Source organism: Tritonibacter multivorans (assembly GCF_001458415.1).
GTDB lineage: Bacteria > Pseudomonadota > Alphaproteobacteria > Rhodobacterales > Rhodobacteraceae > Epibacterium > Epibacterium multivorans.
The window spans coordinates 208,277-231,714 of sequence record NZ_CYSD01000037.1 but is presented as its reverse complement, the minus strand read 5'-3'; the positions used below and the strand labels follow the sequence as shown (position 1 = coordinate 231,714).

Sequence of the window (23,438 nt, the reverse complement as noted above, 5' to 3'; positions counted from 1 at the left end):
TTATGGATTTTAACGCGACATTTCACGACCTGAGCGGCGCTTCTGTCTTTATCACGGGGGGCGGATCCGGCATTGGCGCTTCCTTGACCGAAGGGTTCCTGCGTCAGGGTGCAAAAGTGGCCTTTGTGGGCCGCTCGGATGCCACGGCCTTTGTGGATCGCATGGAAGCAGAGACCGGCAACCGCCCGCTGTTCATCCAATGCGACATCACCGACATTGCGGCGCTGAAAGCCGCGATTGCGCAGGCGGCAGAGGCCCATGGCCCCATTGGCGTACTGGTCAACAACGCCGCCAACGATCAGCGTCACGAGACGCTGGACGTGGAAGAAGACTTCTGGGACTGGTCGCAGTCGATCAACCTCAAAGCCTATTTCTTTGCCTGTCAGGCAGTGATTCCCGGCATGAAGGAACTGGGTGGCGGGTCCATCGTCAACTTCACCTCGATCAGCTACATGATGGGCAACACTGGCTATCCGGCCTACACCACTGCAAATTCGGGCATCAACGGTATGACCCGCAGCCTTGCGCGCGAATTTGGCCCCGACCGCATCCGCGTGAACGCGCTGGCGCCGGGCTGGGTTCTGACCGAAAAGCAGCTCGACAAATGGGCCACGCCCGAAGCGCTGGCAGGCCATCTGGAACGCCAGTGCCTGAAGGATCATCTGGCACCGCAGGACATCGTGGAATCGACCCTGTTCCTGTCGTCCAAAACCTCTCGCATGATCTCTGGTCAGGCGCTGGTGGTTGACGGCGGCGTGGTGGTGTCGGGATGAGTTCTGCGACGACCAAGACCGCAACTTGGGTGGCGGCAGATTGGGGCACCTCCCATCTGCGGCTCTGGCCCATGGATGCAGAGGGGAGCCCCCTGACCCGGATCGATTCCGATCGCGGCATGGGGGCCATTGCCCAAGAAGATTATGAATCCGTACTTATCGCCGAGTTAGAGCCTTATCTGCCGACCAGCGGCTGTCTGACTGTCGTGGTCTGCGGCATGGCAGGTTCGCGTCAGGGCTGGGCCGAGGCCCCCTATGCTGCGACGCCGTGTTCGCCGCCTTCCATTGCTGCGGCAACGAAGGTTGCGACGGTGGATGCGCGCTTGTCCGTGCATATCCTGCCGGGGGTGAAGCAGATCGCGCCCGCCGATGTAATGCGCGGCGAGGAAACGCAGATTGCAGGCGTTCTGGCGGCCAACCCCGATCTTGATGGCGTCATCTGCCTGCCGGGCACACACACCAAATGGGCCTGCGTCTCGGGCGGTCGGATCAATCGCTTCGCCACCTTCATGAGCGGCGAGGCCTTCCATCTGATTTCAACCGAATCCGTGCTGCGCCACACTGTGGCCGAAGACGGCTGGGATGACGACGCCTTCGCTCAAGGCTGTGAGATTGCGCGCAAGGATCCCGCAGCCCTGCTGAGCGCCATGTTCAGCCTGCGCGCAGAGGCCCTGTTGGCGGATCTGTCCCCGGTGGCAAGCCGCGCCCGCCTGTCCGGCCTTCTGGTCGGCGCAGAGATTGAGGCCGCACGCCCGTCGTGGAGCGGGCGATCTGTTATTATCGTTGGCGAGAACGGCATGGCGAGCGCCTATGCGGCGGCGCTGTCCCAGCAGGGGGCAGATGCCACAATTGCCAATGCTGAAGAGACGACACTTGCAGGGCTGCGCGCAGCCCATGCGCACTTGAACCAAGAGGTTTAGCCCATGTCCCGAGATATTATCGCAATTCTGCGCGGCATCACGCCCGAAGAAGCCATTCCCGTCACCGATGCGCTGATCGCTGCTGGGATCACCAAGATCGAAGTGCCGCTGAACTCCCCGGATCCGTTCGACAGCATTGCTGCAATGGTAGAGCACGCAGGCGACCGCGCCTTGATCGGGGCAGGCACCGTGCTGGACACGCAATCGGTTGCGCGTCTTGCCGCAATCGGTGCCAAAATGGTGGTGTCCCCGGATGCCAACTCTGATGTCATTATGGCGACCAAGGCAGCCCGCATGTTGTCTTACCCCGGTGTCATGACCCCGACCGAATGCTTCGCAGCTCTGCGCGCGGGCGCAGATGGTCTGAAGTTCTTCCCGGCGTTCAAGCTGGGGCTGGATGGGTTCAAAGCGCTGAAGGCCGTGCTGCCCAAAGACGCACCCACCTTTGCCGTGGGCGGTGTTGGCCCGGAAGATTTCGCCGACTGGCAGGCCGCTGGCGCAACGGGGTTTGGCATTGGCTCCAGCCTTTACAAACCCGGCCGCACAGCCGAGGAAATCACCCCCATTGCGACCGATATGGTCAAAGCCTACGACGCGGTCTACGGCTAATGGCGGTGTTCAGCCAAACCAAGTGTATCTTGGGCGAAGGCGCGTTCTGGCATCCAGAGCGCGCTCAGTTTTTCTGGTTCGACATTCTGGGCAAGAAGCTTTTGACCGTGGTGGACGGGGCAGAGCACCACTGGGATTTTGACGAATGCGTCTCGGCTGCGGGGTGGGTGGATCACGACAGGCTGATCATGGCCAGCGCTTCGGCCCTGTGGACGTTTGATCTGGAAACCGGCGAGCAGGCGTATCTGTGCGCGCTGGAAGCCGACAATGAGGTCACGCGGTCGAATGATGGACGCGCGGATCCCTGGGGCGGTTTCTGGATTGGCACCATGGGCTATAACGCTGAACCCGGCGCTGGTGCGATTTACCGCTACTACAGGGGCGCGCTGCGCACCCTTGTGCCGGATGTGACGATCACGAATGCGATCTGTTTCGCGCCGGATCGATCCTGTGCTTACTACGTTGATACCGCCAAGGGTCAGGTGATGCGCCAGCCTCTGGCGGCGGCGGATGGCTGGCCCGAGGGTGTGCCCGAAGTCTTCCTTGATCTGGCGGAGGAAGATTTTGGCGCGGATGGCGCCGTTGTGGATGCCAATGGCAACTTCTGGAATGCCCAGTGGGATGCGTCCCGTGTGGCCTGTTATGCGCCGGATGGCACGCTGCTGGAAACCTTTTCGGTACCGACACCGCAGGCGTCCTGCCCAGCTTTTGGCGGAGCGGATCTTTCAACCCTCTATGTCACCACCGCTGCAGATGGTGTAGAGGACGCTGATGCCGGCAAGACCTTTGCCATTGAAACAAACACGCGCGGACAGCGCGAACACCAAGTGATCCTGTGAGGACATCATGAAACGCACGCTTGGCACCTGCTATTACCCCGAACACTGGCCTGAAACGATCTGGGAAGAAGACGCGCGCCGCATGGCCGAAGCGGGTCTGACCTGGGTTCGCATTGGCGAATTCTCCTGGTCCCGGATCGAGCCTAATCCGGGCGAATTCCACTGGGATTGGATGGAGCGCGCGATTGCGGTTTTGGGCTCTTATGGTCTCAAGGTCGTGCTGGGCACACCCACCGCGACGCCGCCGCGCTGGATGGCGGATAAGCATCCCGATATGTTTGCCGTGGATGCCGAAGGCCGCCCGCGTGGTTTCGGCTCGCGCCGTCACTACTGCTTTAGCCACAAGGGCTATTTCGCGGAAAGCCAGCGCATCACCCGCGCGATGGCCGAACGTTTTGGCGGCAACCCACATGTGAGCGCCTGGCAGACGGACAATGAATACGGCTGCCACGACACGATCATCAGCTATTCTCCGGCGGCTCGCGCCGCGTTTCAGGACTGGCTGCGGGCGCAGTTCAGTGGCGATATCAACGCGCTGAACGAGGCCTGGGGCAATATCTTCTGGTCGATGGAATATCGCGACTTTGCCGAGATCGAGCTGCCGAACCTGACCGTGACCGAACCCAACCCGTCGCATGTGCATGCGTTCAAACGGTTCAGCTCGGATCAGGTGGTGGCGTTCAATCGCGCGCAGGTGGAGATCATCAAGGAGTTTTCCGACGCGCCGGTGTCCCACAACTACATGGGGCGCATCACCGATTTCGATCACTTCAAAGTGGGCGATGATCTGGAGATCGCGACCTGGGACAGCTACCCGCTTGGCTTCCTTGAAGACCGTGTCGGTGCCACCGTTGAGAACCAGCGCAAATATGCGCGACAGGGCGATCCTGATTTTCAGGCGCTGCACCATGACCTCTATCGCGCTGTTGGCAAGGGCCGCTGGTGGGTGATGGAACAGCAGCCAGGCCCCGTAAACTGGGCGCCTTATAACCCCTCGCCGCTGCCGGGCATGGTCCGTCTGTGGAGTTGGGAAGCCTTCGCCCATGGGGCCGAAGCTGTCTGCTACTTCCGCTGGCGTCAGGCGCCTTTTGCGCAGGAACAGCTGCACGCAGGCATGCTGCGTCCCGACAGCAAAGACGCGCCCGCGATGGACGAGGCCTGCCACGTGGCCTACGAGCTGCAGCAGGCCCCTGATGTGCAGCCCGCGCAGGCGCCTGTAGCGATCATCTTTGACTACGATGCTGACTGGGCCTGGAGCACACAGCCGCAGGGGCAGGGCCTTGATTACTTTGGCCTGATCCTCGACCACTATCGTGGCCTGCGTCGTGCGGGTCTGACCGTGGACATCCTGCCACCGAATACGCGCGATTTCACGGGCTACGGCCTCGTGGTCGTGCCGGGCATGATGCATGTGGCCGAAGACCTGAAGGCCGCATTGGCTGCAAGCGGTGTTGAGGTTCTGTATGGTCCGCGTTCGGCCGCGCGGGATGCAAATTTCCGAATTCCTACTGCGCCCCTGCCGCCGGCGCTGCCGGGTCTGGATGTGACCGTGTCGCGTCTGGAAACCATCCGCCCGGACATGCCGGTGCCGCTTGCCGGTGGCGGCCATGCGATGCTCTATCTGGAAGAGCTGGAAGGCGAAGCCGAAGTGGTCATGCAGACCGAAGCAGGCGCTGCCGTGGCGCTGCGCGCGGGCAAACAGACCTATTGCGGTGGCTGGCTCGATGAGGCCGGCATGGACCGTCTGGTCGCCCAGCTGGGCGAAGCGGCGGGTCTGGCAATGCGGAAAATGCCCGAAGGGGTGCGCACCCGCCGCACCGCGACCGAGGAGTTCTGGTTCAACCACAATGCAGGCCCCGTAGAGACCGAAGTGGGTCTTCTGCCGGCGGCGGGCGTGTTGCGGATTGATCTTTAACCTCTAAAGAAGCCCCTCGGCGCGAAAGGAAATCTCAGCATCCGCGCCGATGATCAGATGGTCGTGCAAGGCAATGCCAAGCGCGCTGAGCGCCATGTCGATCTGGGCGGTCATCTGAATATCGGCCTCGGATGGGGTGGGGTCCCCTGAGGGGTGATTGTGCACAAGAATAAGGGCGCTGGAGTTCAACTCGAGCGCCCTTTTTGCCACCTCGCGGGGGTAGACCGGCACGTGATCGACCGTGCCTTGGGCCTGCGCCTCATCGGCGATGAGCACGTTCTTGCGGTCAAGGAAAAGGACGCGAAATTGTTCCGTTTCGCGATGGGCCATTGTGGTGTGACAGTAGTCGAGCAGCGCATCCCAACTGGAAATCACATGTTTTTGCAGCACCTTGGCGCGTGCCATGCGGCCGGCGGCGGCTTCTAGCACCTTGAGGTCGACAATCACTGCCTCGCCAATGCCGGGCACTTCGGCCAGCCGTTCAGGTGGGGCGGTGATGACGCGGTTGAAATCGCCGAACTGGTCCAAAAGTTGGCGCGCGATGGGTTTCACATCACGGCGCGGGATGGAGCGGAACAGGATCAGTTCCAGCAGCTCATAATCCGGCATAGCGGCCGCGCCACCGGCCATGAAACGTTGCCGCAGGCGGGCGCGGTGGTCTTTGAGATAGGAGGGAGCTTCCCGCCTTTTGGCCCCCGCGGGCAATGGATCTGCCGGGGTTTCATCGCCCTGATCAAAGAGCGGGATCTGAGAATCGTTGAACACGCCACGGGTCACCATGTGGCCATGGTGACGCCATCTTGGTTGATGAAGGGTTAATGTAACCGGAGCCGAGGGGGGGGTGATCTCCGTACACCCTCTGTGCACCCCCCGTACACCGGGTGACGGTGCCGAGGGTGGAAACGAAAAAGCGCCCCCGGTTGGGAGCGCTTGGGAATTTGATGGAGGTGTGGACCAGAGGCAGGGCTCTTTGGCAGGCTGCGTGCTAGGTGCAACTTCCGGGGCTCCGCCCGTTCGGCGCTGAAACCGTCCCCCGGACGGTTTCCTAGACGCACCTCACCCCTTCATGCCGTCCCAGAAGCCTTTTACCGAGGAAAAGAAGCTGCGGGATTCGGGGTTGTTGTTCTCTTCCGAGAGGTCCTCGAATTCCTTCAGAATCTCTTTCTGGCGGGTGGTCAGATTGACCGGGGTTTCAACGGCAAGTTCGATGAACATGTCGCCAACACCGCCGCCGCGCAGGGCAGGCATGCCTTTGCCGCGCAGGCGCATCTGGCGGCCAGACTGGCTGCCTTCGGGGATCTGCACGCGACCGCGACCGCCATCAATGGTCGGAACCTCGATCGCACCACCCAGCGCCGCTTTGGCCATAGAGACAGGCACGCGGCAATAAAGGTTTGTGCTTTCGCGTTCAAACAGCTCGTGGCTTGCGACCTCAATGAAGATATAGAGATCGCCCGGAGGGCCACCGCGCAGGCCTGCTTCGCCTTCGCCGGCCAGACGGATGCGGGTGCCGGTTTCAACACCAGCCGGGATGTTCACCGAAAGCGAACGATCCTTTTCCACGCGGCCGTGACCGTGGCATACCTTACAGGGGTTCTTGATCATCTGACCAAGGCCATTACAGGTCGGACAGGTGCGCTCGACGGTAAAGAACCCCTGCTGCGCGCGGACCTTGCCCATACCGTTACAGGTCGGACAGGTGGTGGGCTCTGCGCCGCCTTCGGCACCGGTGCCATCACAGGCCGTACAGGAGACTGTGGTCGGCACATTGATGGTTTTCTGCAGACCACGGAAGGCATCTTCGAGCGACACGCGCAGATTATACCGTAGATCGGCGCCACGGGTTGCGCGCTGACGTCCGCCGCCGCCGCCGCCGCCGCGCTGGCCGCCCATGAAGTCCCCAAAGAGGTCATCAAAGACGTCAGAGAAAGCAGAAGAGAAGTCGCCGCCCGGATGGCCACCACGGGGGCCACCGCCGCCGCCCATGCCGCCTTCGAATGCGGCATGACCATAGCGGTCATAGGCTGCCTTTTTCTCGGCATCCTTCAGGCAGTCATAGGCCTCGTTTGCTTCTTTGAACTGTGCCTCGGCATTGGGATTGTCCGAATTGCGGTCGGGGTGCAGTTCTTTCGCCTTCTTGCGGAAGGCTTTTTTGATTTCGTCGGCGCTGGCTCCCTTGGAGATCCCAAGCACCTCGTAATAGTCACGTTTTGACATTGGATAACTCCTATGGCCTCAACGAAGAGGGCCGGTCCGGGTAACGGACCGGCCCCATTGACCAAGGTGTCAGACCTTAGCGTTTATCGTCGTCGAGGTCTTCGAATTCGGCGTCGACAATGTCGTCATCTGCCGGAGAAGCGTCGGCGTCTGCTTCGGGCATCGGCTCTTCGCCGCCCTCCGCTTCGGCTTGCGCCTTGTAGATCGCTTCACCCAGACGCATCGCCACTTCGGTGACGTTCTGGATGCCCGCTTTGATCTTTTCAGCCGTGGATTTTTCGTTCTCCAGGTCGTCTTTCAGCGCGGCCAGAGCCAGTTCGATCGCCTCGATGGTGGAGGGGTCGACCTTGTCGCCATGCTCTTCGATCGATTTCTCGGTCGAGTGCAGCAGGCTTTCGGCTTGGTTTTTCGCTTCGATCAGCTCGCGGCGCTCTTTATCCGCCTCAGCGTTGTCTTCCGCGTCTTTGACCATCTGGTCGATGTCGGCGTCGGACAGGCCGCCAGAAGCCTGGATGGTGATCTGCTGCTCTTTGCCGGTGGCTTTGTCTTTGGCGCCAACGGAGACGATGCCGTTTGCGTCAATGTCAAAGGTCACTTCGATCTGCGGCATGCCGCGCGGTGCGGGCGGGATGTCCTCGAGGTTGAACTGACCCAGCATCTTGTTGTCTGCGGCCATCTCGCGCTCACCCTGGAACACACGAATGGTCACGGCGTTCTGGTTGTCTTCTGCGGTAGAGAAGACCTGAGACTTCTTGGTCGGGATGGTGGTGTTGCGGTCGATCAGACGGGTGAAGACGCCACCGAGGGTTTCAATACCCAGGGACAGCGGGGTCACGTCCAGAAGAACAACGTCTTTGACGTCGCCCTGCAGAACACCAGCTTGGATCGCGGCGCCCATGGCAACCACTTCGTCCGGGTTCACACCTTTGTGGGGCTCTTTGCCGAAGAATTTGGTCACTTCTTCGATGACCTTCGGCATACGGGTCATACCACCAACCAGAACAACCTCGTCCACGTCAGATGCGGACAGGCCCGCGTCTTTCAGAGCTGCCGCGCAGGGCTTCAGGGAGTTCTTGATCAGGTCGGCAACCAGCGACTCCAGCTTGGCACGGGTCAGTTTCATGACCATGTGCAGCGGCGTGCCGGAGGACGGGTCCATGGAGATGAACGGCTGGTTGATTTCGGTCTGGGAAGAAGAGGACAGCTCGATCTTGGCTTTCTCGGCCGCTTCTTTCAGACGCTGCAGCGCCATCTTGTCTTTGGTCAGGTCGACGTTGTGTTCTTTTTTGAACTGGTCGGCCAGGTAAGACACGATGCGCATGTCAAAGTCTTCACCACCCAGGAAGGTGTCACCGTTGGTGGACTTCACCTCAAACAGGCCGTCGTCGATTTCCAGGATGGTCACGTCGAAGGTACCACCACCAAGGTCATAAACCGCGATGGTCTGGGTGTCTTCTTTGTCGAGGCCGTAAGCCAGCGCAGCCGCCGTCGGCTCGTTGATGATGCGCAGCACTTCGAGACCGGCGATCTTGCCTGCGTCTTTGGTGGCCTGACGCTGAGCGTCGTTGAAGTAGGCAGGCACGGTGATGACCGCTTGGGTCACGCCCTCACCGAGGTAAGACTCGGCGGTTTCTTTCATCTTCTGCAGGGTGAAGGCAGAGATCTGCGACGGGGAGTATGTCTCGCCCTTGGCTTCGACCCATGCGTCACCATTGCCGCCGTTTACAACAGCGAACGGCAGGTTCTTTTTGTCTTTGGCCAGATGTTCGTCGTCGAACCGACGACCGATCAGACGCTTCACACCAAAGATGGTGTTGTCGGGGTTGGTCACAGCCTGACGTTTCGCCGGCTGACCCACCAGACGCTCTTCATCGGTGAAGGCGACAATGGAGGGGGTGGTGCGTGCGCCCTCGGCGTTTTCAATAACGCGGGGCTGGGAGCCATCCATAATGGCCACGCAGGAGTTGGTTGTACCGAGGTCGATACCGATAACTTTGCTCATCTCTTTTCGATCCCTTAGTCTTTAAAAGGCGATTACCCGAAGCTGGAACCCGCATCGGCATTCCCGCCCCGATTCTGCAGCGGCATGTCTGTGACAACCGCTTCCCGGCGTATATAGGGAGCGAAAATCACCCCTGCAACCGGCTCCTTTGCCCATAGGCGCAAATTGCATCGGTTTTGCCAGAAACGGAGTTAATAAGCGCTTAATGACACGGCTCAACCTGCGCGGATTCGAGATTCACAAGGGCTTTCTCAGCCCAGAGCGTCAGCGTGCACTGGTGCAGGTGCTGCGGCCGGTGCTGCAGGCGGCGCCCTTGTTTTCGCCCGACGTGCCCGGCGGCGGGCAGATGTCGGTGCGCATGACGGCGGCCGGAGGCTATGGCTGGTTTTCGGACAAAAGCGGCTATCGGTATATCGACGCGCACCCTTCGGGGCGGGCGTGGCCCGCAATCCCGGCCGAGGTGCTTGGGATTTGGGAAACCCTGAGCGGCAGTGACCGCGCGCCGGAATGCTGTTTGTTCAACTACTATGGTGAAGGCGCAAAGATGGGGCTGCATCAGGATAAGGACGAGGCGGATTTCTCTTATCCCGTGGTGTCGATCTCGCTCGGCGATGACGGGCTGTTGCGGATTGGCGGCACCTCACGGCGCGAGAAGACCGAGTCGATCTGGCTGAATTCGGGCGACGTGGTGGTTATGGGCGGCGAAGCGCGCCTTGCCTATCACGGGGTCGACCGGATCCGCTTCAAATCCTCGCGGCTGTTGCCCAAGGGCGGGCGCGTGAACCTGACCCTGCGGGTGGTCACCTGAGGTCGGTCTAGACGCTTAGCGGCGGGCGTTCCAGCTGGCCGAGGCCATGCGGCGGGTGTAAAATTCACCCATCATGCCAATAACGCCAAAGATCAGCGTGATCCAGGCGGTATAGTGCCAGTCGGTCACAGTCGCCGTGTAATTGATAAAGACGTGGCCGCGCGCCTGATCAATGGTGTGAAACAGCGGGTTCCACATAAACAGTGGCAGCATGTAGCCGGGCAGGGTGCCCGCCAGCATCATTTTGCCCGAAAAGAACATGTTGGAGCGCTGGTAGATCATCGTAATGATCCCAACGATACCCGGCATCCAGGGTTTGATCACATAGAGCACCAGACCAATCGCCGCGCCACTGATCCAGGCCAGCAGCATCATGCCAAATGCGGCAATCGGTTCTTCGATGGTAATGGGCTGGAAGGCGGCGTGATAAATAAACAGAATGACGAGCATCGACAGCGTCTGTACATAAAGCGCGCCTATGGCGGCTGACAGAATGGCGATCGAGGTGTTCATCGGCGCATGCTGCATCATCGGACTGGAGGGCCCGTCCGCCCCGACCACAGCACCCATGGTTTTGGTGTGGCTCATGAACAGGAACACGCCCGACATCATAAACAGCAGGAAATCGCCGCGCACCGCATTGCCGCGACCACCGGGGATAATCGACATCAGGAAATAGAAGGCCAGCACGAACATTGCGGACTGGAAGATATTGATCACCAGCGCCAGCACGGCATTGTTGTGCTTGGACCGGACCGAGCGCACAACCGCATGGTACACCACCTCGGATAGGGTGAGTGCACGAGAGAACGGAGTTTGGTCACTTCGGTGCTGAAACATTGCCTCATTTCCACGTTACGCGTGCCACAGTGGCATGGAATTCTTGATGATCCATTGCTTAACGACCATAAGGTCAGCAACCTGTTGGTGCAACAATCGCAAAAGATTGGAGAGAGCTGTGGACTATCAGCAATTGATTGAAGTTATGCGTCGCCTCGCCCTGGAGGCTGGTGACAAGATTATGGAAATTTATAACGCCGACGATTTTGACGTCAAAGTGAAGTCCGACGACAGCCCTGTCACCGAAGCAGACGAAGCGGCGGATGCGCTGATTTCGGCGGGCCTGCGTGCAGCCTTTCCGGACATGATGCTGGTCACCGAAGAGCAATCGGCGTCGCATAAGGAAAAGGGTGAAACCTTCCTGATCGTCGATCCGCTGGACGGCACCAAAGAGTTCATCAATCGCCGCGGCGACTTTACCGTCAATATCGCGCTGGTCGAAGAAGGTGTGCCCACACGTGGGGTGGTCTATGCGCCCGCACGCGAGCGCATGTTCTTCACGCTGGCCGATGGCAGCGCCGTCGAAGAGGCCGGACCCTTCGATGCCAGCGCCATGGGCGAAACCACGCCGATCCGTGTTGCGGACAGCAATAACGAGTCGTTGCTGGTGGTGGCCTCCAAGTCGCACCGCGATCAGGCGACCGATGATTATATCAATAAATACAACGTCCAAGACATGAAAAGCGCTGGCTCTTCGCTGAAGTTCTGCCTGGTCGCAACAGGCGAAGCGGACATCTATCCGCGCGTGGGACGCACCATGGAATGGGACACCGCAGCCGGTCACGCCGTGCTGCATGGCGCTGGTGGCAAAGTGGTTCGCTTTGACAATCACGCGCCGCTCACCTACGGGAAACCGGACTACGCAAACCCGTTCTTTATCGCCTATTCTCCGGCGGTTACACTCAAGGAAGCCTAATGTCCGTCCTGATCGTCATTCCTGCCCGTTTTGCCTCGACCCGTTATCCGGGGAAACCGCTCGCTGAATTGACCGGTGCCAATGGGGAGAAACGCACCTTGATCGAACGATCCTGGCGTGCGGCGTGTTCCGTGGCCGGCGTGGATCGCGTGGTGGTGGCAACGGATGACGATCGGATCAGGACTGTGGCCGAAGGGTTTGGGGCAGAGGTCGTCATGACCTCTGTCGACTGTGCCAATGGCACCGAACGCTGCGCAGAGGCCCATGCGGCGCTGGGCGGCGGCTATGAGATTGTGGTGAACCTGCAGGGCGACGCGCCGTTGACGCCGCATTGGTTTATCGAAGATCTGGTGGCAGGTCTGCGCGGGGCACCTGACATGGGGCTTGCAACACCTGTTCTGCGTTGCGATGGCGCAACGCTGACCAGCTTGCGCGATGACCGCAAAGCAGGCCGCGTGGGCGGCACAACCGCGCTGTTTGCAGCTGACAACAGCGCGCTCTACTTCTCCAAGGAAGTGGTGCCCTATACCGGCACGGAGTATGCGGCCGATGCGGATACGCCTGTTTTCCACCACGTCGGTGTCTATGCCTATCGACCCGACGCGTTGGCAGCGTATCCCTCATGGAATGTCGGCCCGCTGGAGCAGCTCGAAGGGCTGGAGCAATTGCGATTCCTTGAAAACAGTCGAAAGATTCTCTGCGTAATCGTCGAGTCTCGGGGGCGAAGTTTCTGGGAGCTGAACAATCCCGAAGATGTGCCGAAAATTGAGACGATGATGCGCGAAATGGGAATAAATTGAGTAGAAAACCCTTGGCATTCTCCCCTTGGTAATGCGCTAATCGTGCCACGGGGGAGTGATGGTTGGGATGAAAGCGCGGCGTCGAGGCCTGTTAAAGGTTGGCTTGCCTGCGTGTGCAAATAAAGAGAGTTCAAATGCGTAATAAAGTTACAAAAGCTATTTTCCCCGTCGCAGGAATGGGGACGCGTTTCCTGCCTGCAACCAAATCCGTTCCCAAAGAAATCATGACTTTGGTTGACCGTCCGCTGGTTCAATACGCCATCGACGAAGCCCGCGAAGCGGGCATCAAGGAATTTATTTTTGTAACCTCGCGCGGCAAAGGCGCGCTGGAAGATTACTTTGATCACTCTCCGGTTCTGGAGCAGGAGCTGCGCAAAAAAGGCAAAGATGACCTGCTGGAGGTTCTGAAGTCCACCAATATGGACTCCGGTGCGATTGCCTATATCCGCCAGCACAAAGCGCTGGGGCTGGGTCATGCCGTCTGGTGTGCGCGTCGTTTGATCGCCAATGAACCTTTTGCTGTGATTCTGCCGGATGATGTGATTGCGGGTGAAAAATCCTGCCTGAAGCAGATGGTTGAAGCTTACGAGGAAACCGGCGGCAATATGGTTGCGTCCATGGAAGTTGCGCCTGACAAAATCTCCTCCTACGGCGTTCTGGATGTCAAAGAGGACATGGGCGCTGTTGTGTCTGCCAATGGCATGGTTGAAAAACCGAAGGCAGAGGACGCACCGTCGAACCTAGCGGTTATCGGTCGCTATGTTCTGTCGCCGACCGTGCTGAAAAACCTGAACCAGATGAAACAGGGTGCAGGTGGTGAAATTCAGCTGACCGACGCTATCGCGCAGGACATCGAAAATGATGTGCCGGTCTACGGCTACCGCTTCAAGGGTCAGCGTTTTGACTGTGGTTCAAAGGCGGGCTTCCTGCAGGCAACTGTTGCTTTTGCCCTCGACCGCCCAGAGCTGCGCGACGATCTGATGGGCTATATCAATCAGGTTGCGCAGGTCAGCCACGCGGCCGAGTAATCGCCACTTTTCTTTTTGTTGAAACGGAAGCTTGCCCCCTGCGAAGGGGGCTGCTTTTTATGTACATAATGAATTTGTTTTAGGGGGCAGGGACAGTGACCAATATTCTCGTGACGGGCGGCGCCGGCTACATCGGTTCTCATGCGTGCAAGGCGCTGAAGGCGGCTGGATATACCCCGGTAACCTATGACAATCTTGTCACCGGCTGGCAGGATGCGGTCAAGTTCGGTCCTTTTGAAAAGGGCGATCTGACAGACCGCGCGCGCCTTGATGAGGTGTTTGAAACATACAAACCCGCAGCTGTGATGCATTTCGCCGCCCTGAGTCAGGTGGGCGAAGCGGTGAGCCAGCCCGGCAAATATTGGGCCAATAACGTTGGCGGCTCTCTGACCCTGATCGAAGCCGCCGTCGCTGCTGGGTGTCTCGATTTCGTGTTCTCTTCCACCTGTGCCACCTATGGTGACCATGACAATGTGGTTCTGGATGAAAACACGCCGCAAACCCCGTTGAACGCTTATGGGGCGTCCAAGCGCGCGGTCGAGGATATCCTGAAAGACTTTGGCGCGTCCGACGGTCTGAACGCGGTGATCTTCCGCTACTTCAACGTGGCAGGCGCAGACCCTGACGCCGAGGTGGGCGAATTCCACCAGCCCGAGACCCATCTGATCCCCTTGATGCTACAGGCCATCAAAGGCGAACGTGACGCCCTGACCGTTTTCGGCACGGATTATGACACGCCGGATGGCACCTGTATTCGCGATTATGTTCATGTCTGCGACCTGGTCGATGCCCATGTTCTGGGTCTGAAGTGGCTGCAAGACGGCAAAGGCAGCCGTGTGTTCAACCTTGGTACGGGCTCTGGTTTCTCGGTGATGGAAGTGATCGACCATTCCCGCGCCGTGACCAATCAGGCCGTTCCTTACAACACGGGCGCACGCCGTGCGGGGGACTGCACCAAGCTGGTGTCGGGCTCTACACGCGCGGGGGAAGAACTGGGTTGGGAGCCGAAGCGGTCCTCTCTGGATCTGATGATCGGTGACGCGTGGCGCTGGCACCAGTCGGGCCACTACGAGAGTTAAGCCCGGATCATGGGCCGGATTGCGGCGCAGCCGTTGCCAAAGATCTCTGTTGCGCAGGCATACCGTCTGCGTTGGAAGCGGCGGCGGCTGTTGTGGCGGTGTCTGCGCGCCCGCCGGGATCTGCACCCGGTGCACCTGCGTCTTGACCAGATCGGTCCAGAGGCCATTCTGGCGGTGATTGTCCTGCGCAATGAAGCGCTGCGGTTGCCCTATTTTCTTGAGTACTATCGAAGACTCGGGGTGGACCATTTTCTGATGGTCGACAATGGCAGTGACGATGGCAGCGTGGCTTTGCTTGCGGATCAAAGCGATGTGTCGCTGTGGCAGACCAAGGCCAGTTATCGCGACACGCGGTTCGGGCTGGACTGGTCTGGCTGGCTGCTGATGCGCTATGGCCATGGGCATTGGTGTTTGACACTCGATGTGGACGAGCTTTTGACCTATCCGGGGGTGCAGGAGCATGGGCTGCGTGATCTGACCTATGTTCTGGCAGCCGAAGGGCGCGATGGCTTTGGTGCGATGATGCTGGACCTCTATCCCAAAGGGCAGCTGGGCACGCAGGACTATGCGCCGGGGCAGGATCCGACAGACGTCCTGCGCGGTTTTGATGCCGGGCCCTATCGTGCAGTGCGGCAGGCGCCGATGGGCAACCTTTGGCTACAGGGCGGCGCACGGGAGCGGGTGTTTTTCCAAGAGGACCCGAAATTGTCTCCGACGCTCAATAAACTGCCATTGGTGCGCTGGAACCGGCGGTTTGCTTATACCAACTCGACCCATGCGCTTTTGCCCCGGCGTTTGAACGGCCTGTATCATGGCCCAGAGGGTCAGGATGTGCCGTCGGGGGTTTTGTTGCACACGAAATTCTTGCCCGAGGTGCTGGCCAAATCCGCCGAGGACACACAGCGCCGACAGCATTTTCACGATCCGTCGAAATTTGCCGACTACTACGCGGCCATCAATTCAGCGCCGGATCTTTGGCATTCGGAGACGCAGCTCTTTGACGGGCCACAGAGGCTGGAGGCCTTGGGATTGTGCAAAAGTCCGAATTGGCGCCAGATAGGGTGAATTTCCCCGTCGTTGCCGGTGCTTCCGGGCGGTTTGGTGATTGTAACCAATTCTAAATTCATTGTTTCCATACTGTGAACATGACATATTGCCTGCGATTGAAGGCAGGTATGACATTGCTGGGACAGCGGGCGTTGGCCCTTGGTTGAGCGCGGACGGGACAAGAGTTGGGGCTTTGGAACTCCTATAGGATGCGGCTGCGGCGCAAGCGCCGTATCTTGCGCGGTATGCGCAAATCCCGAGAACTCACCCCGGTTCAGGACAATACGGCGCGCATAAAGCCTGCGGATATTCTGCTGGTCTGCACCTTTCGCAATGAACAAATCCGCCTGCCCTATTTCCTGAAATACTACCGCGACCTTGGCGTGCAGCATTTCCTGTTCATCGACAACGGGTCCGAGGATGGCGCGGCCGAATATCTGTCGGGGATGGCGGATGTGTCGCTGTGGCATACCACCGCCAGCTATAAACGGGCCACCTATGGTGTGGACTGGATGAACCACTTGCTGCGCAAATATGCGCATGGCCATTGGGCACTGGTGGTCGATCCGGACGAATTCTTTGTCTACCCCTTCTGCGATACCCGCCCGGTGCGGGCGCTGACGGATTGGCTCGACAGTTCGCAGATCCGCAGTTTTGCGTCGATGCTGCTGGATGTGTACCCAAAGGGGCGGCTGGATCAGGCGGTCTATCGCTCTGGGCAGGACCCGTTGGAGATCGCGCCGTGGTTTGACAGCGGCAACTACTCCATGAGCCTGAACAAGGAATACGGCAACCTGTGGATCCAAGGGGGCGCACGGGCGCGGGTGTTTTTCTCGAAGAACCCGAAGAAAGCACCGGCGCTTAATAAGATCCCATTGGTCAAATGGGACCGTCGGTTTGCCTTTGTCAGCTCGACCCATATGCTTCTGCCGCGGGGGCTCAATCTGGTTTATGAAACCGGCGGCGGCGAAAAGGCCAGTGGGGTCCTTCTCCACGCCAAGTTCCTCGATACATTCGCGGCCAAAGCCGAAGAGGAAATGGACCGCAAACAGCACCACGCGGCTTCAGCGGAATACAAGGCCTACCGCGAGGCCCTGCGCGATCACCCGGATATGTGGTGCAAATGGAGCGAGCGTTACATCAACTGGCGTCAGCTGGAGATCCTTGGGCTGATGTCCAAGGGCAATTGGGCGTGAGGGCGTGATGAGTTCGGTTGGCATTGTCATGCTGGTCCATACGGCCCTGCACCGTGCAGAACAGGTGGCGCGCCACTGGCTGGCGGCGGGCTGTCCGGTGGTCTTGCATGTGGACCGCAATGTTTCTGAGGCGGATTTTCAGGCCTTTCGAGACCGGTTCCGGGATCAGCCCCGTGTAAAATTCAGCGACCGGCACCGCTGCGAGTGGGGCACCTGGGGCATTGTCGCGGCTTCGCAATCGGCCAGCGCGCTGATGCTGGAGCGCTTTGCCGAGGTGAACCATGTGTATCTTGCCTCGGGCTCTTGTCTGCCGCTGCGTCCGGTGCAGGAGCTGCAGGACTATCTGGCAGCGCGGCCACAGACGGATTTCATCGAAAGCGCCACCACAACAGACGTGCCGTGGATCATTGGCGGGCTTGGGGCGGAACGGTTTACCCTGCGGTTTCCGTTTTCGTGGAAGCGCCACCGCCGTCTGTTTGATGGGTATGTGCGCCTTCAGCGGCGGCTTGGGGTGCGGCGGCGGGTGCCCGACGGGCTGACCCCGCATTTGGGCAGTCAGTGGTGGTGCCTGACCCGCAAGACGCTCACATCCATTCTGAGCGACCCGCGGCGTCCCGAATATGACACTTATTTCCGCCGGGTTTGGATCCCGGACGAATGCTATTACCAGACGCTGACGCGCCTGCATTCAGGCAAGGTCGAAAGCCGGTCGTTGACGCTGTCAAAGTTCGACTATCAGGGTAAGCCGCATATTTTCTACGACGACCACCTGCAGCTGCTGCGCCGCTCGGACTGTTTTGTGGCGCGGAAAATATGGCCGCAGGCTGACCGTCTGTATCAGGCGTTTTTGTCTGATTCCCTAAGCGCCATGAAAGCGGCAGAACCGAACCCCGGCAAGATTGACCGCCTGTTTTCCAAAGCAGTGGAGCGGCGCACGGCCGGTCGGCCCGGCCTTTATATGCAAAGCCGTATGCCCAACTGGTGGTGTCAAAACACGCTGACCTGCGCGCCCTATTCAGTCTTTCAGGGCTTCGCGGAGCTGTTCGAGGATTTCGAACCTTGGTTGGCGAAAGCCAGTTCTATGCAGGTGCACGGCCATCTGTTTGCCAAGTCCCACGCAGAGTTTGCGGGAGGGGCGACGCTGCTTAATGGGGGGCTCAGCAACAGTGCTGTCTGGCGGGATCACAACCCTTGGGGCTTTCTGGCCAATCTGATCTGGAACACACGCGGCGCGCGACAGGGGTTTCAGTTCGGTCCCGAGGACGCCCAGAAAATCACGGAGTTTCTGGTGCGCGACGCCAATGCTCATATTGCGGTGATTTCCGGGGCCTGGGCGGTGCCCTTGTTCCTTGCACGCGGGGATTTTGAAGAGGCGCGCCAGAAAGCGGCGCAGTTGCAGCGGATCGAGGCGGCATTTCTCAAGGCGCTGCGCGCCCATGATGTAAAGGCACGGGTGCGAATCTGGACCATGGCTGATTTTGTCGAGGCCCCGATGGAAAGCCTGCAGTCAATTCTGGACGACGTCGGAGGTGCGGCGCCCGGGCATCTGACTGAGACGCCGAAAATGGTGAAACTTGAAGGCTTTGGTCAATTCCTGCAGGATCTGAAGAATCAGGGGATGCACCCCTATTTGATGGGTGATTTCCCGGTCGGCCACACGCCGCCGCCGCAGATCCCCGCCGAACGCAAACCTTATTTGGTCCGATAGCCTCTTATGAAAAACATCTTTTCCAGCTTTGTCGTTCTTGCCGAAATGCGGACCGGGTCCAATTTTCTTGAAGCCAATCTGAACGCGCTGGAAGGGGTCTTTTGCCGCGGAGAAGCCTTTAACCCGGCCTTTATCGGCTATCCCAACAGCGAAGAGATTCTGGGCATCAGTCAGGTCCAGCGCGACAAGAACCCGAACCGGTTGCTGGCGGCGCTGCGTGATGACCCCGATGGCTTGTCTGGCTTTCGCTATTTTCATGATCATGACCCGCGTGTGCTGGACCAGATCCTTGCAGATGAACGCTGCGCCAAAGTTATCCTGACCCGTAATCCGCTTGACAGTTATGTGTCCTGGAAGATTGCGCAGGCCACGGGGCAGTGGAAACTGACCAATATTAAGGCGCGCAAAAGCGAGAAAGCGGTCTTCGACGCGGAAGAGTTCGCAAACCATATTGCGGCGCTGCAAGTGTTTCAGGTCGAGGTTCTGAACCGGCTTCAGGCCAGTGGTCAGACGGCCTTTTATGTGGCCTACGAGGACTTGCAGTCGCTGGATGTGATGAATGGTCTGGCGCAGTGGCTGGGCGTTCCGGCGCGCCTTGAAGCCTTGGATTCGAAGCTGAAACCGCAAAACCCAGAGCCGATCACCGCCAAAGTCGCCAATCCCGAGGTCATGGAGGCGGCATTGGCGGGCATGGACCGGTTCAATATGACCCGGACCCCGAATTTCGAACCCCGCCGCGGCCCGTCTGTGCCGGGGTATTTCGCCGCGGATGTTCTGCCGCTGTTGTTTCAGCCCATTGATGGCGGACCCACCGCACAGGTTCTGGACTGGATGGCGGGCTTGGAGGGGGCGGCCTCGGACGGGTTGCAGACCAAGTTGAACCAGAAAGAGCTGCGCCAATGGAAGCGCGCGCACGAAGGGTTTTGCAGTTTCACCGTGGTTCGCCACCCGGTGGCGCGGGCCCATGCGGTGTTTTGCGAGCGGGTTCTGCTGGCCGATCCCAAATCTTTGCGTCAAATTCGGCAGGCAATGCAGGGCCAGTTCAAGCTGAAGCTGCCAAAGTTCGACAGTGGCACCATTTTGCCCAAGGACTATGATCTGGCCGCCCATCGTGAGGCGTTTTTGAAGTTCCTTGCCTTTGTGAAGGCCAATCTGGCCGGGCAGACCACGGTGCGCGTCGACAGTGCCTGGGCAAGTCAACGCGAGATCCTGAATGGTTTCGCCGAGCTGGCAGCGCCCGATCATGTGCTTCACGAGGCAGAGCTGACCGAAGAGCTGCCGCATCTGGCGCGGCGCGTGCAGCGACGTGCGGGTCAAGACGCTGGTGATATCCCGCCAGTGCTGGGCGCGTCCGAAGACCTGCCTTTCGCCCTCGGTGACATTTATGACGCGGAAATTGAATCGCTGTGCCGGTCGATTTACCAGCGCGATTACGTCACTTTTGGTTTTGGGGACTGGCGCAGGGGCTGACCCTGCGACGGCGCGCTTAAGCAGCCTGTTCGGACTGGTTTTCCGTCAGAATCGTATAAAGTGTGGCCGGATCAGGATTGGCGCGCAGTTTGGTGCAGACGCTCTGCTGACGCAGGGTTCGGGACACCAAAGCAAGCGCTTTCAAATGCTCTACACCGGCATCAATCGGTGCAAAAAGGGCAAAGATCACGTCAACTGGCTGGCGGTCTACGGCACCGAAATCCAGCGGTTTTTCCAGCGCCACGTACACACCGCGCACTTGATCCAGCCCCTCAAGGCGGGCGTGGGGCAGGGCCACGCCATGGCCAACGCCAGTGGGGCCAAGGCTTTCACGATCCAGCAGCGCTTCGAGGGTGGCATCAGCAGGCAGGCCATAGGCCGCTTTCGCGACCTCGGCCACGTCCTGAAACAGACGTTTTTTTGAGGAAACAGCCCCAAGGACCCTTACAGCCTCTTGGCTCAGGATTGTCGAAATCTGCATTGTTGCCTGCTCCACTCGCGATCGAAGGGGGGAATTTCCCCCCTTGGGATCTTCTTTTACGGATCGATCCAGCCGATGTTACCATCTTCGCGCCGGTAGACCACATTCAAACCGTCTTTGTTTTCGTTACGGAACACCAATACCGGGGCGCCGGCCAGCTCCATCTGCATTACGGCTTCACCAACTGAGAGCGCCGGGATCTTGGTCTCCATTTCGGCCACAATAATGGGCTGGAGGGTGTCCGGTTCCTCGTTGGCGTCGGCCGCTTCGGAGGCGAGGATATACGAGCTCGCGCCGGAAAGTTCAACGGGTTCTCCGCGCTCGCGGTGGTGATCCTTCAGGCGCCGCTTGTACCGGCGCAGCTGCTTGTCCATTTTCTCAAGCGTTTTGTCAAAAGAGGCATAAATTTCCGTAGCATGGGCTTTGGCCTGGCAGGTCAGCCCAGTGGACAGGTGCACGGTGGCCTCGCATACATATTCATGCGCGTTGCGGGAAAAAACGACCTGAGCGTCAGTCGGGCGGCCTGCGTATTTCTCAAGTACGGCGCTAAGTTCGGCCTCTACGTGGGTTTGCAGGGATTCGCCGATGTCGATCTGTTTTCCGCTGATGGTGTAACGCATGTGATCTCCTCATCGTTGCGCCGCAGCATCAGACGCCGACATCGCGTGAGTGCGGGACGCGCCAAAGCGCGGTCCCGGCGGTGCCGGTCGTTCCAAGCTGCGGGTTGGGGTGGCACGGCGACTGACACAGTGAACAACGGACCTTGAAGCCAAGGCCGACGTTGAATTACTGCCGCAGATTGCATGTGCCATATGATAATTCGATGACAAAGCTGCCCCGAAGTCAATGTAAAACCGTCCCCCACCTCTGCGAAGGTGGGGGTGCAAAAGAGTGTGTTTGATTGGAAAATTATGTAAATCGCACTTAGGAAATGCGAAAATTGTCCCCGAGGTATACGCGGCGGACATTTTCGTTCTCGACCACCTGTTCTGGGGTGCCGGACATCAGAACATGACCATCGTGCAGGATATAAGCGCGATCAACGATTTCCAGCGTTTCACGCACATTGTGGTCGGTGATCAATACACCCAATCCGCGTTTTTTCAGGTCCGCAACCAGATTGCGGATGTCCCCAACCGAGATCGGGTCAACGCCAGCAAAAGGTTCGTCCAGCAGCAGGTATTTGGGGTCCGCAGCCAGGCAGCGGGCAATCTCGACCCGGCGCCGTTCACCGCCCGACAGCGCCAAAGCAGGGGCGCGGCGCAGGTGTTCGATCGAAAAGTCCGACAACAGCTCCTCGAGCCGTTCGCGACGTTTGTGTTCCTGATCAACAGCAATATCGAGTACGGCGCGGATGTTATCTTCGACGGACAGGCCGCGGAAGATTGACATCTCTTGCGGCAGATAGCCGATCCCAAGGCGGGCGCGGCGGTACATCGGCAGGGACGTCACATTCTGCCCGTCAATGCTGACGGTGCCGCCTTCGGCAAACACCAGACCGGCAATGGCATAGAAACTGGTGGTCTTGCCCGATCCGTTCGGACCCAGAAGTGCGACAACCTCGCCGCGGGCAAGCTCCATCGACACGTCTCGGATTACCACACGCTTGCGGTAGCTCTTGCGCAGTTTCTCAATGCGCAGGCCTGAGGTGCCCTCGGTCACGGTCAGTTCCGGTTTGCTCATATCAGTTCTGATCGCCCGTGTTCAGAAAGGTCCGCACGCGGCCGGTCATTGTTGCAGCGCCGCTGGCCAGATCGATTTCCATGCGCTCTGACGCCAATGTGCTGGGCCCTTGGGACACCAGCACGTCCCCGGTCATGACAATTTTGCCAGATGTGACGCTGTAGTCCGCGCGCTGCGCTTCGGCGGCGTCTGTGCCGCTGACCAGCACCACATTTCCGGTGGCTTCCAGCCGTTCGATACCGCGGCCTTCGGTGCGATTGACCACCTGTACGCGGTCGGCGCTCAGCCGCATGTCACCTTGAATGATCAGGACATTTCCAGTGAATACGGCAGAGCCATCGCCTTGGTTTACATCCAGCGCATCTGCGGTGACCTCGACCGGGGTAGAGGGGTCTGTTTTGACCTGCCCAAAGGCCAAAGCTGCCGATTGCGCCGCCGCCAGTGCAGGGGAAAAAGCCAGAAGGCCACAGAAAATCAGACCAAGTAAGTGTCGCACAGTTTATCTTTCTATGTTGCCCGGATCGTATATCAGCTTCACGCCTTTGTGGAACCTAATATGCGCAGGCCCATTTTGCGTTTCTGTGAAGATCCGCAGGGATCCGGCCGTCAAATCCCCCAAAGGACCGCGCGCACGCACCTGTTCCGGGGCTTGGACATCCAGTTCGTCCAGGGCGGCTTCTATTTTTTCGGTCACGATCTGCAGATCATCCGACGTGTGAATACGTACATTGCCGTCCAGTTCGGCTTTGGTGCCGCTGCGTGCAAGGCGAGCGCTATCCGAGAGTACCAGAAGGCGGGTGCCATCGAGCATGCGGATCTCGGTGCCAACTTCGTGCACTTGCGCCACTTGGTCCCCCTGACTGGGCAGGGCGCGTGCGGCCGAAATCATGACCTCGTGGCCGGCTTTGGTGACGCCTGTATAAAAAGGCGCGGTGACCTGATGGCCGGCAATGCGATCCTCGATTTCTTTGGGAGCAAAGGGAATCGGCGCTGTCGGGCGGATGCGCTGCGACATCATGAATACGGTCGACAGCAGCACCAATGCAGCCAGCGGAAGGAAAACCCTGAGAAGTGATATGATCCGGGAGTAAAGATCCATGGGGCGGC

General features: G+C 59.3%; 23 protein-coding genes. 14 read left to right on the top strand and 9 right to left on the bottom strand.

Going from position 1 to position 23,438, the window contains the following annotated elements:
* The first annotated feature begins 2 nt into the window (after positions 1-2).
* The 5 genes from TRM7557_RS12155 to TRM7557_RS12135 are packed head-to-tail and all read left to right on the top strand — an operon-like array spanning position 3 to position 5,056.
* The gene (locus tag TRM7557_RS12155; protein WP_058290476.1) at positions 3-773 is read left to right on the top strand and encodes an SDR family NAD(P)-dependent oxidoreductase; all 771 of its coding nucleotides are present in this window, start codon (positions 3-5) and stop codon (positions 771-773) included.
* Positions 770-1,693 (top strand): 2-dehydro-3-deoxygalactonokinase, encoded by a 924-nt coding sequence (locus TRM7557_RS12150; protein ID WP_058290475.1) that lies wholly within the window; start codon positions 770-772, stop codon positions 1,691-1,693. The genes TRM7557_RS12155 and TRM7557_RS12150 overlap by 4 nt, the downstream gene beginning before the upstream one ends.
* A gap of 3 nt (positions 1,694-1,696) precedes the next feature.
* Positions 1,697-2,302: a 2-dehydro-3-deoxy-6-phosphogalactonate aldolase gene (locus TRM7557_RS12145; protein ID WP_058290474.1), complete on the top strand. Its 606-nt coding sequence runs from the start codon at positions 1,697-1,699 to the stop codon at positions 2,300-2,302.
* Positions 2,302-3,141, top strand: a complete 840-nt coding sequence (locus TRM7557_RS12140; protein ID WP_058290473.1) for an SMP-30/gluconolactonase/LRE family protein — start codon at positions 2,302-2,304, stop codon at positions 3,139-3,141. The genes TRM7557_RS12145 and TRM7557_RS12140 overlap by 1 nt, the downstream gene beginning before the upstream one ends.
* 7 nt (positions 3,142-3,148) lie before the next feature.
* Positions 3,149-5,056, top strand: a complete 1,908-nt coding sequence (locus TRM7557_RS12135; RefSeq protein ID WP_058290472.1) for a beta-galactosidase — start codon at positions 3,149-3,151, stop codon at positions 5,054-5,056.
* Between the two features lie 3 nt (positions 5,057-5,059).
* Here TRM7557_RS12135 and radC read toward each other — a convergent pair whose 3' ends face one another.
* The 3 genes from radC to dnaK form a co-directional block, all read right to left on the bottom strand.
* Positions 5,060-5,836 carry a RadC family protein gene (radC, locus tag TRM7557_RS12130; protein WP_058290471.1) on the bottom strand — a complete coding sequence of 259 codons (777 nt, stop codon included), beginning with the start codon at positions 5,834-5,836 and terminating at the stop codon, positions 5,060-5,062.
* Positions 5,837-6,112: 276 nt separating this feature from the next.
* On the bottom strand, positions 6,113-7,273 hold the full coding sequence (gene dnaJ / locus TRM7557_RS12125) for a molecular chaperone DnaJ (protein WP_058290470.1): 1,161 nt from the start codon (positions 7,271-7,273) through the stop codon (positions 6,113-6,115).
* A gap of 76 nt (positions 7,274-7,349) precedes the next feature.
* Entirely contained in the window at positions 7,350-9,275 is a 1,926-nt protein-coding gene (dnaK, locus tag TRM7557_RS12120) for a molecular chaperone DnaK (RefSeq protein WP_058290469.1), read from the bottom strand.
* 205 nt (positions 9,276-9,480) lie between these two features.
* Here dnaK and TRM7557_RS12115 point away from each other — a divergent pair, with 205 nt between their 5' ends.
* Entirely contained in the window at positions 9,481-10,083 is a 603-nt protein-coding gene (locus tag TRM7557_RS12115; RefSeq protein ID WP_058290468.1) for an alpha-ketoglutarate-dependent dioxygenase AlkB family protein, read from the top strand.
* Between the two features lie 15 nt (positions 10,084-10,098).
* Here TRM7557_RS12115 and TRM7557_RS12110 read toward each other — a convergent pair whose 3' ends face one another.
* The gene (locus TRM7557_RS12110; RefSeq protein ID WP_058290467.1) at positions 10,099-10,923 is read right to left on the bottom strand and encodes an ABC transporter permease; all 825 of its coding nucleotides are present in this window, start codon (positions 10,921-10,923) and stop codon (positions 10,099-10,101) included.
* Positions 10,924-11,041: 118 nt separating this feature from the next.
* Between TRM7557_RS12110 and cysQ the strand changes: the two genes are divergently transcribed.
* The 8 genes from cysQ (at position 11,042) to TRM7557_RS12070 (ending at position 20,167) form a co-directional block, all read left to right on the top strand.
* Positions 11,042-11,839 (top strand): 3'(2'),5'-bisphosphate nucleotidase CysQ, encoded by a 798-nt coding sequence (gene cysQ / locus TRM7557_RS12105; RefSeq protein ID WP_058290466.1) that lies wholly within the window; start codon positions 11,042-11,044, stop codon positions 11,837-11,839.
* A complete protein-coding gene (locus TRM7557_RS12100; protein ID WP_058290465.1) occupies positions 11,839-12,639 on the top strand; it encodes a 3-deoxy-manno-octulosonate cytidylyltransferase in 801 nt (266 codons plus the stop codon). The genes cysQ and TRM7557_RS12100 overlap by 1 nt, the downstream gene beginning before the upstream one ends.
* A gap of 134 nt (positions 12,640-12,773) precedes the next feature.
* Positions 12,774-13,667 carry a UTP--glucose-1-phosphate uridylyltransferase GalU gene (gene galU, locus TRM7557_RS12095; RefSeq protein ID WP_058290464.1) on the top strand — a complete coding sequence of 298 codons (894 nt, stop codon included), beginning with the start codon at positions 12,774-12,776 and terminating at the stop codon, positions 13,665-13,667.
* 95 nt (positions 13,668-13,762) lie between these two features.
* A complete protein-coding gene (gene galE / locus TRM7557_RS12090) occupies positions 13,763-14,746 on the top strand; it encodes a UDP-glucose 4-epimerase GalE (protein WP_058290463.1) in 984 nt (327 codons plus the stop codon).
* Positions 14,747-14,755: 9 nt separating this feature from the next.
* Positions 14,756-15,811, top strand: coding sequence for a glycosyltransferase family 2 protein (locus TRM7557_RS12085; RefSeq protein WP_058290462.1), 1,056 nt, complete (start codon positions 14,756-14,758; stop codon positions 15,809-15,811).
* A gap of 191 nt (positions 15,812-16,002) precedes the next feature.
* Positions 16,003-16,989, top strand: a complete 987-nt coding sequence (locus tag TRM7557_RS12080) for a glycosyltransferase family 2 protein (protein WP_058290461.1) — start codon at positions 16,003-16,005, stop codon at positions 16,987-16,989.
* A 7-nt stretch (positions 16,990-16,996) separates the two neighbouring features.
* Entirely contained in the window at positions 16,997-18,697 is a 1,701-nt protein-coding gene (locus tag TRM7557_RS12075; RefSeq protein ID WP_058290460.1) for a DUF5927 domain-containing protein, read from the top strand.
* 6 nt (positions 18,698-18,703) lie between these two features.
* Positions 18,704-20,167 carry a hypothetical protein gene (locus TRM7557_RS12070; RefSeq protein ID WP_058290459.1) on the top strand — a complete coding sequence of 488 codons (1,464 nt, stop codon included), beginning with the start codon at positions 18,704-18,706 and terminating at the stop codon, positions 20,165-20,167.
* A 16-nt stretch (positions 20,168-20,183) separates the two neighbouring features.
* On the opposite strand, the gene TRM7557_RS12065 is transcribed toward TRM7557_RS12070, so the two are convergent.
* From TRM7557_RS12065 to lptC, 5 genes are all read right to left on the bottom strand, one after another.
* The gene (locus tag TRM7557_RS12065) at positions 20,184-20,648 is read right to left on the bottom strand and encodes a PTS sugar transporter subunit IIA (RefSeq protein ID WP_058290458.1); all 465 of its coding nucleotides are present in this window, start codon (positions 20,646-20,648) and stop codon (positions 20,184-20,186) included.
* 56 nt (positions 20,649-20,704) lie between these two features.
* Entirely contained in the window at positions 20,705-21,268 is a 564-nt protein-coding gene (gene hpf / locus TRM7557_RS12060) for a ribosome hibernation-promoting factor, HPF/YfiA family (RefSeq protein WP_058290457.1), read from the bottom strand.
* 304 nt (positions 21,269-21,572) lie between these two features.
* Positions 21,573-22,331, bottom strand: coding sequence for an LPS export ABC transporter ATP-binding protein (gene lptB, locus TRM7557_RS12055; protein WP_058290456.1), 759 nt, complete (start codon positions 22,329-22,331; stop codon positions 21,573-21,575).
* A gap of 1 nt (position 22,332) precedes the next feature.
* Positions 22,333-22,827, bottom strand: a complete 495-nt coding sequence (gene lptA / locus TRM7557_RS12050; RefSeq protein ID WP_058290455.1) for a lipopolysaccharide transport periplasmic protein LptA — start codon at positions 22,825-22,827, stop codon at positions 22,333-22,335.
* Positions 22,828-22,830: 3 nt separating this feature from the next.
* Entirely contained in the window at positions 22,831-23,430 is a 600-nt protein-coding gene (lptC, locus tag TRM7557_RS12045) for an LPS export ABC transporter periplasmic protein LptC (RefSeq protein WP_074941781.1), read from the bottom strand.
* Positions 23,431-23,438: the final 8 nt, after the last annotated feature.